This window comes from Novilysobacter longmucuonensis (assembly GCF_046600735.1).
Classification (GTDB): domain Bacteria; phylum Pseudomonadota; class Gammaproteobacteria; order Xanthomonadales; family Xanthomonadaceae; genus Novilysobacter_A; species Novilysobacter_A longmucuonensis.
In genome coordinates this window covers 299782-314260 of the sequence record NZ_JBJMAW010000001.1, presented here as the reverse complement: position 1 = coordinate 314260, position 14479 = coordinate 299782, and the positions used below count along the sequence as shown (strand labels likewise).

Sequence of the window (14479 nt, the reverse complement as noted above, 5' to 3'; positions counted from 1 at the left end):
GATCCCATGCGTCACCGGTAGGAGCGAGGTGAGTCGCGACCACGCCAGCTCATTCGCTGCGCATCCGGCCCCCGGTTGGAGCAAATCCTCCCCAACCCTCCTTTTCCAAAGGAGGGAGCACAGGCAGTCACCAGAACGCGATTACCAGCGCCGCGGTCACCGCCACCAGCGTGGCCGACCCCCAGCGCACCGCCGCCGACACCGCCGGCGCACGGCTCCGATCGACCGCGTCCAACTGCGCCGCATCCGGTGCCTGCGCGCCCGCCTGCCACAGCCATGCCGCCACCGCGGTCAGCGCCAGCAACACCCCGGCGACGATGGTGAAGTGCAGATCGAGCCAGCCCAATTGGCTAGCGACGAACCACGCCACGCTGATCGCGTGCCCGGTCAGCAGCGCGCGCCACGCCGCGCTGGCGCCGAGCCCGCGCCACCACAGGCCGAGCAGAAACACCGCCACCAGCGGCGGGGTGACGTAGGCAAAGGTCTGCTGCAGGTAGGCGAACAGCCCGGGGAAGTGGTCGATCATCGGCGCCCACATCGCCGCCAGCGCCATCAGCACCAGGGTGATGCCGCGGCCGAGCTTCGCCAGCGCGCGCGCGTCCAGGTGCGGCCGCCGCGGCTGGATGAAATCGTGGGTGATCAGGGTCGAGGCCGAGTTCAACGCCGAGTCGATGCTCGACATGATCGCCGCCAGCAGCCCGGCCAGGATCAGCCCGGTCAGCCCGACCGGCGCGTACTCCATCAGCAGGCGCGGATAGACCTCGTCGGCGCGTTGCAGGTCCGGCAGCAACGCGATCGCCATCGCGCCGGGCAGCACCATCAGGAACAGTGGCAACAACTTCAGCCCGGCGGCGAGCATGGCGCCGCGCCCGGCGGCCTCGACGCTACGCGCGCCGAGCAGGCGCTGGCTGACGTACTGGTTCATCGTCCAGTAGTAAAAACCCAGGATCGGCAGGCCGATCAGCGTGCCCAGCCATGGCAGATGCGGGTCGTCCAGCGGCCGGACCAATGACAGGTGATCGGCCGGCATCGCCGCGACCACATTCGCCCAGGAGTGGTCGAACTCGGCGAACACCAGCCACGCCAGCATCGCCGCGCCCACCAGCAACACCACCGACTGCAGCGCATCGGTGTAGGCCACCGCGCGCAGGCCGCCCGCGGCGGTATAGAGGCCGGTGAACAACGCGATCGCCACGATGGTGCCGACCAGCGGCAACTGCGGGAAGAACACCTGCAGCACCAGCGCACCGGCGAACAGGCTGCCGGCGGTATCGAGCACGATCGACAGGAACACACTGACCCCGGACAGGTACTTGCGCAGGCGCGCATCGAAGCGGCGTTCCAGCAGTTCCGGCACCGTGGTCAGGCGGTTGCCCAGCAGCACCGGCACCACGTACAGCGCCGAGAACAGCAGCACCAGCGCGGCCATCCATTCGTAGTTGGCCACCGCGATGCCCGACGACCACGCCGCGCCGGGCAGGCCGATCAGGGTGGTCGAGGAGATGTTGGAGGCGAACAACGACAGGCCGACCACGCCGGCGCCGAGCGTCCGCCCGGCCAGGAACAGCTCGTCGGACTCCGGGCTGCGTCGCGTCACCCGCACGCAGATCACCGTCACGATCAGCAGGTACAGCCCCAGGACCACATAGTCGAGCGTGTGCAGCACTGCGATCGCCCCATCCGATGCAGAAACGCTGTTTACCGAAACACAGCCTGCGGGCGCGGGTCAAACCGCATGCCGGTAAGGTCTTTCCCTTGCAGGAGCGCCCCATGCCTATAGGCGCATGGGCGCGACCGGTTGCCTGATTGCCTGCATCGCCTGCCCGAAGAGCTCGCGCCCATGGGGCGCTCCTACAGGATGCTTATGGCGCCGATAAGCCGGGACTGTAGGAGCGGCTTCAGCCGCGATCCGAAACCGGGGTGCGTCGCCGCCCGACATCGCACCCATGGCACGGCCCAGCACGCGAGTGTTCAAGCCTCCTCGTACAGCGCTAACAATTCGCTCTCGGCTTTCGACAGTTGCGCAGCGGTCGCCTCGCGCTGGCTGGCCAGTTCACTGGCGTTGTCGCGGCCGCCGGCGTAGCGGTCGGGGTCGGCCAGGTCCATGTCGAGGGTGTGCAGTTTCGACTCGAGTTCGGCGACGCGTTTCTCGGCCTGTTCCAACTTGACCGGGTTGGCCTTGCGCGACTTGGCCGCGGGCACCGGCGCTGCCACGGGCGCGGCAGCCTTGGCCGCGCCCTTGCCGTCGTTGGAGTTGTCGCGGGTGCGCAGCCAGACGGCGTAGGCATCGAGGTCGCCCTCGAACGGCTGGGCGCTGCCGTCGGCCACGCGCCAGAACGTGTCGCAGACAAGGCCGATCAGGTGGCGATCATGGCTGACCAGCACGATCGCGCCCTCGAACTCGGCCAGCGCCTCGGCCAAGGCCTCGCGCATGTCCAGGTCGAGATGGTTGGTCGGCTCGTCGAGCAGCAGCACGTTGGGTTTGCGCCAGGCGATCATCGCCAGCGCCAGGCGCGCGCGTTCGCCACCGGAGAACACGTCGACCGTCTCGAACGCGCGGTCGCCGGGGAAGTTCCACTTGCCCAGGAAGTCGCGCAGTTGCTGCGTGGCCACGCCGGGGGCGAGGTCGGCGAGGTGGTCGATCGCGGTGGTGCCTTCGCGCAGCGATTCGACGGTGTGTTGGGCGAAGTAGCCGATGCGCAGGTCCGGATGGCCGCCGCGCTCGCCGCTGAGCGGGTCGATCTCGCCGACCAGCGACTTCACCAGGGTCGACTTGCCGGCGCCGTTGGGGCCGAGCAGGGCCACGCGGTCGCCGGCTTCCAGGATGAAGCCCACGTCGTGCAACACGGTGTGCTCGCCGTAGCCGCAATCGGCGTGCATCAGCCGCAACAGTGCGTGCGGGATCTTGTCGGAGGACGGGAACTCCAGGCGCAGCGCACGTTCGGCGCGGACCGCCTCGGTACCGGCCATCTTGGCCAGGCGCTTGACCCGCGACTGCGCCTGCTTGGCCTTGGTGGCGCTGGCGCCGAAGCGGTCGATGAAGCTCTGCAGGTGGGCGCGCTCGGCCTGGGCCTTCTCGTGGGTGATCTGCTGCAGACGCAGGTGCTCGGCGCGCTGCCGCTCGAACGCGGTGAAATTGCCGGCGTAGAGCTTGGCCTTGCCGTCGTGCAGGTGCAGCGTGTGAGTGGTGACCTCGTCGAGGAACTCGCGGTCGTGCGAGATCAGCATCAGGGTGCCCGGGTACTTGAGCAGCCATTGCTCCAGCCACAGCACCGCGTCGAGGTCGAGGTGGTTGGTCGGTTCGTCCAGCAGCAGCAAATCGCTCGGCGTCATCAGCGCCCGCGCCAGGTTCAGCCGCACCCGCCAGCCGCCGGAGAACTCCTTGACCGCCCGCTCGTGCGTGTCGGGCGAGAAGCCCAGCCCGTGCAGCAACTTGCCGGCGCGGGCGGTGGCGTCGTAACCGCTGATCTCCTCCAGCCGGTGATGCGCCTCGGCGACCGCCTCCCAGTCCTCGCGCTCGGCGGCGGCGCGCTCGGCCATCAGCACGCCGTGCACCTGGGCATCGCCCGACAGCACGAAATCCAGCGCCGCATCGTCCAGCGCCGGGGTCTCCTGGGCGACGCTGGCCATGCGCACGCGGCTGGGCATGTCGAGGTTGCCGACGTCGGACTCCAGCTCGCCCTGCACCGCAGCGAACAACGAGGACTTACCGGTGCCGTTGCGGCCGATCACGCCGACCCGCCAGCCCGCCTGCAGGGTCAGGTCTACCTTGGACAGCAGCAGGCGTTCGCCGCGACGCAAGGCGAAATCACGAAATGAAATCATGCCGCCATTGTACGGTGGCAGGCTGCCGGGGCCGATATCCGTGCTTGCAACAGCGGGGTACGCACCCGATCCTGATCAGTTCGAAAAGGAGCGATCGATGCCGCATCACACCCCGCTAATCGCAATCCTGGTGGTCGGCTTCGTGCTCGCATTCATCTTCGGCGCGCTGGCGCAGAAATGCCGGCTGTCGCCGCTGGTCGGCTACCTGGTCGCCGGCATCGTCGCCGGGCCGTTCACCCCGGGCTTCGTCGGCGACCAGACGCTGGCGCCGCAGATCGCCGAGATCGGCGTGATCCTGCTGATGTTCGGCGTCGGCCTGCATTTTTCGATGCGCGACCTGCTGGAGGTCAAGGCGATCGCGCTGCCCGGGGCGATCGTGCAGATCGCGGTCGCCACCGCACTGGGCTGGGGTCTGTCGCAGTTGCTCGGCTGGTCGCATGGCGCCGGGATCGTGTTCGGCCTGGCGCTGTCGGTGGCCAGCACCGTGGTGCTGCTGCGCGCGCTGGAGGAGCGGCGCCTGGTCGAGACCTACCGCGGCCGGATCGCGGTCGGCTGGCTGATCGTGGAGGACCTGGCGATGGTGCTCGCGCTGGTACTGCTGCCGGCGCTGGCCGAAGTGCTGCGCGGCGAGGGTGGCGGGATGTCGGACGTCGGCGGCGCGCTGCTGGGCACGTTCCTGAAGGTCGGCGGTTTCGTCGCCTTCATGCTGATCATCGGCCGCCGGGTGATCCCGTGGGTACTCGAACGCGTCGCCGGCACCGGTTCGCGCGAGTTGTTCACGCTGTGCGTGCTGGCGATCGCGATGGGCGTGGCGTTCGGCTCGGCGGAGATGTTCGGGGTGTCGTTCGCGCTGGGTGCGTTCTTCGCCGGCATGCTGCTCAACGAGTCCGAGTTCAGCGCCAAGGCCGCCACCGAGACCCTGCCGCTGCGCGATGCGTTCGCGGTGCTGTTCTTCGTGTCGGTCGGCATGCTGTTTGACCCGATGATCCTGGTCGAGCACCCGCTGGAGGTGCTGATGACCTTCCTGATCATCGTGGTCGGCAAGTCGCTGGCTGCCTGGGCGATCGTGCGCGGGTTCGGCAAACCCAGCTCGACCGCGCTGGTGATCTCCGCCAGCCTGGCGCAGATCGGCGAGTTCTCCTTCATCCTCGCCGGGCTCGGCCTGCAGCTCGGCATCCTGCCGCAGGACGGGCAGGACCTGATCCTGGCCGGCGCGCTGCTGTCGATCGTGGTCAACCCGCTGCTGTTCGCCTTGCTCGACCGCCGCCTGGCGCGTGAAGCCGCCGAGGCCATGCCCGAAGCGGTGCAGGTAATGAGTCCGCCGATTCCCGCCGACATCGCCAACCACGTGATCCTGATCGGCCACGGCCGTGTCGGCAGCGAGCTGGGGCGCCTGTTGACCGAGCGCAAGGTGCCGGTGGTGGTGATCGACGGCGAGGATCACCTGGTCGAGCACGCGCGCGCCGCGGGCCTGCCGTCGATCCTGGGCAACGCGGTCAACGAACGGGTGCTGCGCGAAGCCCAGCCCGAGCGCGCCAATACCGTGCTGCTGGCGATCCCCAACGTACTGGAGGCTGGCGAGATCATCGCCCGGCTGCGCGAGATCAACCCCGGACTGACGATCGTGGCACGCGCGCATTCCGACGCCGAGGTCAAGCACCTGCTCCAGCACGGCGCCGACGCCGCGGTCATGGCCGAGCGCGAGCTCGCCCACAGCCTGGCCGAGATGGTGATGGCCACGCCGACCTACCGCGGTGCGCGCCATTTGCCGTCGACGATCGGTTAGCCGCACCCCGCGCTGCGTTCTTGTAGCTCCTACAGCGATCTGCGCGGGTTGCTTTGGCTGGTGTAGGAGCGGCTTCAGCCGCGATCGGGGTGCCCGCGCGCTTGCGCCTGTTCCGGATCGCGGCTGAAGCCGCTCCTACAGGCCTTTTACCCCGCGGACGCTTCCGCCGCGGGCGTCTTGCGAAACGCCAGCTTGCCGCCCTCGGCCTCGACCTGCACCGTGTCGCCGCTGCCGAACTCGCCCGACAGGATCCTCGAGGCCAGCGGGTTCTCCAGTTGCTGCTGGATCGCGCGTTTGAGCGGGCGGGCGCCGTAGACCGGGTCGAAGCCGACGTTGCCCAGCAGCGTCAGCGCGTCGGCCGACAGCGCCAGCTTCAGGCCGCGCTCGGCCAGGCGCTTCTCCAGCCCGTGCAGCTGGATCTTCGCGATCTCGCGGATCTGGGCCTTGTCCAGCGGATGGAACACCACGATGTCGTCGAGCCGGTTGATGAACTCGGGACGGAAGTGCGACTGCACCGCGCCCATCACCGAGGCCTTCATCTGCACGTAGGCTTCCGGCGAATCGCCGTCCCCGCTGGTCTCATCGAACATGTCCTGGATCATCTGCGAACCGAGGTTGGAGGTCATCACGATCACCGCATTGCGGAAATCGACGGTGCGGCCCTGGCCGTCGGTCAGGCGGCCGTCGTCGAGCACCTGCAGCAGGATGTTGAACACATCCGGGTGCGCCTTCTCGACCTCGTCGAGCAGGATCACGCTGTAGGGCCGCCGCCGCACCGCCTCGGTCAGGTAGCCGCCTTCCTCGTAGCCGACATAGCCCGGCGGCGCGCCGACCAGGCGGCTGACCGCGTGCTTCTCCATGAACTCGCTCATGTCGATGCGCACCATCGCATCGGTGCTGTCGAACAGGAACTCGGCCAACGCCTTGCACAGCTCGGTCTTGCCCACGCCGGTCGGGCCCAGGAACAGGAACGAGCCGCTCGGCCGGTTGGGGTCGGACAGCCCCGCGCGGGTGCGCCGCACCGCATCGGCCACCACCTTGATCGCCTCCTCCTGGCCGACCACGCGCTGATGCAGGTGCAACTCCATCTGCAGCAGCTTGTCGCGCTCGCCCTCGAGCATCTTGTTGACAGGGATTCCAGTCCAGCGCGACACCACCTGCGCGATCTCCTCGGCGGTGACCTTGTCCTGCAACAGCGTGAAGCCCTGCGTCTCCACTTCCTGCGCGGCCTTCAACTGCTTGTCCAGCTCCGGCAGGGCGCCGTACTGCAGCTCGCTCATGCGCGCGTAATCCTGGTTGCGCTGCGCCGCTTCCAGCTCGAGCCGGGCCTGTTCGATCCGCTCCTTGATCCGGGTCGCACCCTGCAGGGTCGCCTTCTCGGCCTTCCACACTTCCTCCAGGTCGTTGAAGTCGCGCGCCAGCACGGCGATCTCGGCTTCCAGGTCGGCCAGGCGCTGCCGGCTCTCGGCGTCCTTTTCCTTCCTGAGCGCCTCGCGCTGGATCTTGAGCTGGATCAGCCGTCGCTCCTTGCGGTCCAGCTCCTCGGGTTTGGAATCGATCTCCATGCGGATGCGCGAGGCGGCCTCGTCCATCAGGTCGATCGCCTTGTCGGGCAGTTGCCGGTCGGCGATGTAGCGGTTGGACAACGTGGCCGCGGCGACGATCGCCGGGTCGGTGATCTCCACGCCGTGGTGCACCGCGTAGCGCTCCTTCAGGCCGCGCAGGATCGCGATGGTGTCCTCGACCGTCGGCTCGCCGACCAGCACCTTCTGGAAGCGGCGCTCCAGCGCGGCGTCCTTCTCGACGTATTTGCGGTATTCATCCAGCGTGGTCGCGCCGATGCAGTGCAGCTCGCCGCGGGCGAGCGCCGGCTTGAGCATGTTGCCGGCGTCCATCGCGCCTTCCGCTTTTCCTGCGCCGACCATCGTGTGCAACTCGTCGATGAACAGGATCACGTTGCCTTCCTGCTTGGACAGGTCGCTGAGCACGGCCTTCAGGCGCTCCTCGAATTCGCCGCGGAACTTCGCCCCGGCGATCAGCGTGCCCATGTCGAGCGACAGCACCCGGCGCCCGCGCAACCCCTCCGGCACCTCGTTGTTGATGATGCGCTGGGCCAGGCCCTCCACGATCGCGGTCTTGCCCACGCCCGGCTCGCCGATCAGCACCGGGTTGTTCTTGGTGCGCCGCTGCAATACCTGGATCGTGCGGCGGATCTCCTCGTCACGGCCGATCACCGGGTCGAGCTTGCCCGACTCGGCGCGCGCGGTGAGATCGATGGTGTATTTCTCCAGCGCCTGGCGCTGCTCCTCGGCATTCTCGGACTGCACGCTTTCGCCGCCGCGGACCTTCTCGATCGCCGCCTCGATGCGGGCCGGGTCGGCGCCGGCGGCCTTGAGCGCGCGGCCGGCCTCGCCGCCGTCCTGCAGCGCGGCCAGCACGAACAGCTCGCTGGCGATGAATGCATCGCTGCGCTGCTGCGCAAGCTTGTCGGTGACGTTGAGCAGGCGGGCCAGGTCGTTGCCGATCGAGACGTTGCCGGCCTGGCCGGTCACCTTGGGCATCTTTTCCAGCGCCTCGCCGAGGCGCTCGCGCAGCAGCGGCAGGTTGACGCCGGCCTGGGAGAGCAATGGCCGTGTGCTGCCGCCGGACTGGTCGATCAGCGCGGCCAGCAGGTGTGCCGGCTCGATGACACTGTGATCGCGTCCCACCGCGAGCGACTGCGCGTCGGCGAGCGCCTGCTGGAAGCGCGAGGTGAGTTTGTCCATTCGCATCGGGAATTCTCTGGATGGTGCGATGGGTGGGAGATGCGGTTGTAACGGGCGCGAATCAAGGAGCGGGTGATCTGGGAGCGAGGGTCGGCGAGCGGGACCCCGGAACCCGAGTCCAGACCAGCTCTCCCGCCAAAACCGAACCCTGAACACCGCCCGTCCACCCCACGCTTACATCCCCGTGTTCACAATCGCTTGCATGTCCGCACCCACCCCGCCGCTACCGCCGCCGCCGCCGCCCGCGCTGGATTGGGCCTTGTTCCTCGATGTCGACGGGACCCTGCTGGAGTTCGCGCAGAAGCCCGACGAGGTGCGGGTCTCACCGGACCTGCTCGATTCGATCGGTGCGCTGCATGAGCGCCTGGACGGTGCGCTGGCGCTGGTCAGCGGCCGCTCGCTGGCACAACTCGATGCGCTGTTCGCACCCTTGCACCTGCCCGCGACCGGCCTGCATGGGCTGGAGCGCCGCGATAGCACCCGGCCGACGCCGATTCCGGCGCCACTCAAAACCCTGCGCCGCGAGGCCGAGAGCGTCATCGCGCGATTTCCCGGCGCGGTGGTCGAGGACAAGGGCGCGACCATGGCGCTGCACTGGCGCGGCAACCGGCACGCGGAGCCGCGGCTGCGGGCGCTTGCCGATGCGGCGCTGGCCTGGCTGCCGGGCTACCGCGTGCAGCCCGGCGATCACGTGGTCGAGGTGCGCCCCGCAGGCGCGGACAAGGGCGCCGCGATCACGCGGATGCTTGGCGCGGCCCCGTTCCGGGGGCGCAAGCCGGTGTTCGTCGGCGACGACCATACCGACGAGGACGGCTTCGCGGTCGTGCTCGAGCTGGGCGGGCTTGCGGTGATCGTCGGCGACCGCCGCCCCACCGCCGCCGGCCATTCTTTGGCCGATCCCGCCGCCGTCGGCGCCTGGCTGAGCGCCGCTGCCCGAGTGACCACGCCATGACCGAGGCGCCGCAAGGCCAACCCGCCGCGCAAGCCCGGCCGCCCGCGCCAGCCGATTCGCCGCTGCAGCCCTCGCTCGACCTGGGCATGGTCGGCAACGGCAGCGTCGCGGCGCTGATCGATGCACGCGCGCGGGTGGTATGGGGTTGCGTGCCCGCCTTCGATGGCGACCCGACCTTCTGCGCGCTGTTGTCGCCCAACGAACACGAGGGCGGCGACTACGCGATCGAGCTCGACGACTTCGAATCGGCCGAGCAGCACTACCTGCCCAACACCGCGGTGCTGCGCACGGTGTTGCGCGACCGCCACGGCGGCGCGGTGGAGATCACCGACTTCGCCCCGCGCTGGCACTGGCACGAGCGCTTCTATCGCCCGGTCATGCTGCTGCGCCGGCTGTGCCCGCTCAGCGGCAGTCCGCGCATCCGCATCCGGCTGCGGCCGCTGGCGGACTACGGTGCGGCCGTTCCCGAGACCACCTGGGGCAGCAACCACATCCGCTACCTGGTGCCCGGCTTCACCCTGCGCCTGACCAGCGACGTACCGGTGCGGCTGGTGCGCGACCAGTTGCCGTTCGTGCTCGATCGCGACCTGCACCTGGTGCTCGGCCCCGACGAGACGCTGACCCAGCCGGTGGCGACGTTCGTGCGCCATGCCGAGGAGCGCACCATCGCCTACTGGCGCGAATGGGTGCGTTATCTGTCGATCCCGCTGGACTGGCAGGACGCAGTGATCCGCAGCGCGATCACGCTGAAGCTGTGCCAGTACGAGGAGACCGGCGCGATCGTGGCGGCGATGACCACCTCGATTCCCGAAGCCGCCTACACGGTGCGCAACTGGGACTACCGCTACTGCTGGCTGCGTGACTCCACCTTCGTGGTGCGCGCGCTCAACCGCCTGGGCGCGACCCGCACGATGGAGGACTACCTGCGCTACGTGTTCAACCTGGCCAGCAGCGACGGCCTGCTGCAGCCGCTGTACGGCATCGGCTTCGAGACCCAGCTCAGTGAGGAGGAGGTGGCCTCCCTGGCCGGCTACCGCGGCATGGGCCCGGTGCGGCGCGGCAACCTGGCCTGGGTGCAGAAGCAGCATGACGTCTACGGCAGCGTGGTGCTGGCATCCACCCAATTGTTCTTCGACCAGCGCCTGGTTCACCGGGGCGACGTGGCGATGTTCGAGCGGCTGGAGACGCTGGGCGAGCAGGCGGCCGCGGCCTACGACCAGCCCGACGCCGGGCTGTGGGAGTTCCGCGGCCGCGCCGAGGTGCACACCTATTCCAGCGTGATGTGCTGGGCGGCCTGCGACCGGCTGGCCAAGATCGCCGCGCAATTGGGCCTGGACGACCGCGCCAAGCACTGGCGCCAGCGCGCCGACCGCATGCACACGCACATCTGCGACCACGCCTATGACGCCGAGCTCGGTCACTTCGTCGAATCGCTGGACGGAAACCGCCTGGACGCTTCGTTGCTGCTGCTGGCCGACCTGGGCTTCATCAAAGCCGAGGACCCGCGCTTCATCGGCACGGTCGAGGCGATCGGCCGCGAGCTCAAGCTGGGCGACGCGCTGTTCCGCTACGTCGCCCCCGACGACTTCGGCACTCCGGAGACCAGCTTCACGATCTGCACCTTCTGGTACATCGACGCGCTGGCCGCGATCGGCCGGTGCGACGAGGCGCGCGAGATGTTCGAGCGCATCCTGGGACGCCGCAACCCGCTGGGATTGCTGTCGGAGGACCTGGCCTTTGAGGACGGCGAGCACTGGGGCAACTTCCCGCAGACCTACTCGCATGTCGGCCTGATCAACGCGGCCATGCGCCTGAGCCGACCGTGGCAGGAGGCAACGTGAGCGTCGCCGCCCCGGCTGGTGATCTCGAGCGGTCCGACCACGCTTTTGATCCTGCATTTGCGATTGCTTCTGCCCTTGTCCTCGACCTTGATGTTGACCTCGACGTTGCAACTCCAATCAATCCACGTCGCATCTCCACAGACCCGGATGGGCGGCGGCCATGGATGGCCGCCGTTTTTCGACCGAGCCATGGATGGCGAGTCGAAAAATCCCCGCGATACTCCACGCCCGCACGGGAGGTGTGTCGAGGAGAGCCCTTTCTTTGGTTACTTTCTTTGGGCTTAGCAAAGAAAGTGACCCGCCTTCAGGCGGAAGCTCTTGACGTTGATCTTGATTTTCACGTTGATCTTGATCTCGATGTTGATCTTGAGCGCGTCGCGAACGCGGCAGCATCCGCAAACGGTAGACAGGCGAAGATCAAACGCTTTCGCCTTCGGCGAGTGACTTTCTTTGAATGGCCAAAGAAAGTAACCAAAGAAAGGCCCCTCCCCGACAAGTCAGACACTTGGCCTGCAGCAGGCATCGGGATTTTCCGACTCGCCATCCATGGCTCGGTCGGAAAACGGCGCACATCCATGTGCGCCGCCCCTTCGGGGTCTGTGCAGAGACGAGGTGGATTAATCGGCGCTGCAACGTCAAGGGCAAGGGCAAGGGCAAGGGCAAGAGCGAGGGCGAGGGCGAGGGCGAGGGCGAGGGCGAGGGCAACAGCGAAAAACGGAACCAACCGGCGCCGCACGGCACGGATCACCCCCGGCGCTTGCACCGGATCGCAAGGAGCGCCCCCATGAGTCGACTGGTCGTCGTCTCCAACCGCGTCGCCACGCCCGACGAATCGCGCGCCGGCGGCCTGGCCGTGGCGCTTCAGGCCGCGTTGGAGGAAACCGGCGGCCTGTGGTTCGGCTGGAGCGGCAGGATCGACCCGGAGCAGTCCGGCCAGGTGCACGAACAGGAAAACGGGCACATCCGCTACGTCACCGTCGACCTGTCCGAGCAGGACCACGCCGACTACTACAACGGTTTCGCCAACCGTACCCTGTGGCCGCTGCTGCACTTCCGCGTCGATCTGGTCGACTACAGCCGCGAGACCTACGCCGCCTACGGCCGCGTCAACGCGCTGTTCGCCGACAAGCTCGCCCCGCTGCTGCAAGAGGACGACACCGTCTGGGTGCACGACTACCACCTGATCCCACTGGCCAAGCTGCTGCGCGAGCGCGGTGTGCGCTGCCGGCTGGGGTTCTTCCTGCACGTGCCGATGCCCTCCTCGGACCTGCTGGCGGCGCTGCCCGACCACGGCCGCCTGTTCGATGGCCTCTCGTCCTACGACCTGATCGGCTTCCAGACCGATCGCGACCTGGAGCGGTTCCAGGATTACGTGCGCCTGTTCGGGCGCGGCCACGTGGTCGAGAGCGGCGTCATCGAAACCGCCCGCGGACGGCGGCTGCGCGCGGGCGCGTTCCCGATCAGCATCGACACCGCGGGCATCGCCGACCAGGCCGAACGCTCGGTCGGCAAGGCCAGCGTCAAACGGCTCGCGGCCAGTTTGTCGCACCGGCAGCTGGCGATCGGCGTGGACCGGCTCGATTATTCAAAGGGCCTGCCCGAGCGCTTCCGCGCGTTCGAGCGTTACCTGGAGCGCCACCCCAGCCAGCTGGGCGAGCTGACGTTCCTGCAGATCGCGCCGGTGTCGCGCGGCGACGTCGAGGAATACCGCACCCTGCGCATCGAGCTGGAGCGCCTGGCCGGCCACATCAACGGCGCGCATGCCGACCCCGACTGGACGCCGATGCGCTACGTCAACCGCAACTACCCGCACGCCTCGCTGACCGGCTACTACCGACTGGCGCGGGTCGGACTGGTGACGCCGCTGCGCGACGGCATGAACCTGGTCGCCAAGGAGTTCGTCGCCGCGCAGGACCCTGAAGACCCCGGCGTGCTGATCCTGTCGACCTTTGCCGGCGCCGCGCGCGAGATGGACAGCGCGCTGCTGGTGAATCCCTATGACCTGGACGGCGTGGCCGACACCATCGCCAGCGCGGTCGACATGTCCCTGGGCGAGCGGCGCGAGCGCTGGCAGACGATGATGACGCGGCTGCAGAAGTACGACATCACCGCCTGGCGGCGCGACTACCTCAAAGCATTGCGCGAAGGCTGACCACCCGCTTTTGTAGGAGCGGGCCATGCCCGCGATCGAGAGTGACGCGGCCGATTGCCCCACCGGTGATCCTGCATGCACCCAACGCAGCGGAGCAAGCTCCGCTCTACGTTTGCTTGCGGGCGACGGGATGTAGGAGCGGGCCATGCCCGCGATCGGCGCCGGAACTGCGTCGCGGCGGGGATCGCGCCCATGGGGCGCTCCTACAAAACCGCGGCTCCTGCACCACCCGCACGTGCCCCTTGTAGGAGCGCCCCATGGGCGCGACCGCCATCCATCTCGACCGGCGCGTCCGCGGCCGAAGAGTTTCGATGCGGTGCCACCACGGTTCGTTCGAGACGGTAGATAAAAAACCCGCCCTACGATCCACACGGTGGCTACTCGAACCAGATCAGCGTCGCCATGCGGCCCGTGCGCTGGTCACGGCGGTGCGAGTAGAACCGCTGCGCATCGCCGATCGTGCACAGCCCGCCGCCGTGGATCTGCTCCGCTGGCAATCCCGCCGCAATCAGCCGCTGACGCGCGAGCGCGTACAGATCGACCCGCCAGTGCTGCGGCCGTGTGGACACGAACGCTGCGCCGGCCGCCGGGTCATGCGACACAAAGGCATCGCGCACCTCGGCCCCGACCTCATAGTGCTGCGGACCGGCCGCCGGGCCGAGCCAGGCAAGCAGCCGGTCCGGCGCCGTGCGCATCGCCGCGACGGTGGCCTCCAGCACGCCCGCGGCGAGCCCGCGCCACCCGGCATGCGCGGCGCCGACTTCGCCGCCGTCGGCGGCGCTGAACAGCACCGGCAGGCAGTCGGCGGTGAGGATCGCGAGCACGGTGTGACGTTCGTCAGTCACGGCCGCATCAGCCTCGGGTTCCAACCCCTCTCCCGCAAGCGGGAGAGGGGGCGCTACGTCAAGACTCAGCACCCGCGCCCCATGCACCTGCCGCAACCAATACGGCGCCGACGGCAGCCCCGCCAGCTCGATTAGCTCGGCCCGATTACGCGCCACCGCATCGGGCGCATCACCACAACGCGCGCCCAGGTTGAACCGGTCGAACGGCGCCGCCGATACGCCCGCGCCGTAGCGCATCGTGGTGAAGGCGCGGATGGCGCTGGGCGCGGGCCAGTCGGCGGGCAGCAGCGCGTCCGACATCGGCACGACCGGC

Annotated in this window: 8 protein-coding genes; 4 read left to right on the top strand and 4 right to left on the bottom strand. The window is 68.5% G+C overall.

Annotation, left to right across the window (positions count from 1 at the left end; genetic code table 11):
* Window positions 1–127: 127 nt before the first annotated feature.
* Complete coding sequence (locus tag ACJQWM_RS01390; RefSeq protein ID WP_332706213.1) at window positions 128–1666, bottom strand: sodium:solute symporter family transporter; 1539 nt, start codon at window positions 1664–1666, stop codon at window positions 128–130.
* 305 nt (window positions 1667–1971) lie between these two features.
* Window positions 1972–3825: an ABC-F family ATP-binding cassette domain-containing protein gene (locus ACJQWM_RS01385; RefSeq protein WP_332706210.1), complete on the bottom strand. Its 1854-nt coding sequence runs from the start codon at window positions 3823–3825 to the stop codon at window positions 1972–1974.
* Between the two features lie 97 nt (window positions 3826–3922).
* Here ACJQWM_RS01385 and ybaL point away from each other — a divergent pair, with 97 nt between their 5' ends.
* Window positions 3923–5611: a YbaL family putative K(+) efflux transporter gene (ybaL, locus tag ACJQWM_RS01380; RefSeq protein WP_332706207.1), complete on the top strand. Its 1689-nt coding sequence runs from the start codon at window positions 3923–3925 to the stop codon at window positions 5609–5611.
* A 146-nt stretch (window positions 5612–5757) separates the two neighbouring features.
* On the opposite strand, the gene clpB is transcribed toward ybaL, so the two are convergent.
* The gene (gene clpB / locus ACJQWM_RS01375) at window positions 5758–8382 is read right to left on the bottom strand and encodes an ATP-dependent chaperone ClpB (protein ID WP_332706203.1); all 2625 of its coding nucleotides are present in this window, start codon (window positions 8380–8382) and stop codon (window positions 5758–5760) included.
* A gap of 196 nt (window positions 8383–8578) precedes the next feature.
* Between clpB and otsB the strand changes: the two genes are divergently transcribed.
* The 3 genes from otsB to otsA all read left to right on the top strand — a co-directional run bounded on the left by otsB (window position 8579) and on the right by otsA (window position 13321).
* Window positions 8579–9328 (top strand): trehalose-phosphatase, encoded by a 750-nt coding sequence (gene otsB, locus ACJQWM_RS01370; RefSeq protein ID WP_332706200.1) that lies wholly within the window; start codon window positions 8579–8581, stop codon window positions 9326–9328.
* Between the two features lie 86 nt (window positions 9329–9414).
* A complete protein-coding gene (locus tag ACJQWM_RS01365) occupies window positions 9415–11169 on the top strand; it encodes a glycoside hydrolase family 15 protein (protein WP_332706255.1) in 1755 nt (584 codons plus the stop codon).
* 784 nt (window positions 11170–11953) lie between these two features.
* On the top strand, window positions 11954–13321 hold the full coding sequence (gene otsA, locus ACJQWM_RS01360) for an alpha,alpha-trehalose-phosphate synthase (UDP-forming) (protein WP_332706197.1): 1368 nt from the start codon (window positions 11954–11956) through the stop codon (window positions 13319–13321).
* A 377-nt stretch (window positions 13322–13698) separates the two neighbouring features.
* Here the strand turns inward: otsA and pgeF are convergent, their stop codons facing one another.
* On the bottom strand, window positions 13699–14466 hold the full coding sequence (gene pgeF / locus ACJQWM_RS01355) for a peptidoglycan editing factor PgeF (RefSeq protein ID WP_411306620.1): 768 nt from the start codon (window positions 14464–14466) through the stop codon (window positions 13699–13701).
* Window positions 14467–14479: the final 13 nt, after the last annotated feature.

Coding starts and splice junctions, on each gene's coding strand:
- ACJQWM_RS01385 (WP_332706210.1), bottom strand. CDS start 3,825: ATGATTTCATTTCGTGATTTCGCCTTGCGTCGCGGCGAACGCCTGCTG.
- ybaL (WP_332706207.1), top strand. CDS start 3,923: ATGCCGCATCACACCCCGCTAATCGCAATCCTGGTGGTCGGCTTCGTG.
- clpB (WP_332706203.1), bottom strand. CDS start 8,382: ATGCGAATGGACAAACTCACCTCGCGCTTCCAGCAGGCGCTCGCCGAC.
- otsB (WP_332706200.1), top strand. CDS start 8,579: ATGTCCGCACCCACCCCGCCGCTACCGCCGCCGCCGCCGCCCGCGCTG.
- ACJQWM_RS01365 (WP_332706255.1), top strand. CDS start 9,415: ATGGTCGGCAACGGCAGCGTCGCGGCGCTGATCGATGCACGCGCGCGG.
- otsA (WP_332706197.1), top strand. CDS start 11,954: ATGAGTCGACTGGTCGTCGTCTCCAACCGCGTCGCCACGCCCGACGAA.
- pgeF (WP_411306620.1), bottom strand. CDS start 14,466: ATGTCGGACGCGCTGCTGCCCGCCGACTGGCCCGCGCCCAGCGCCATC.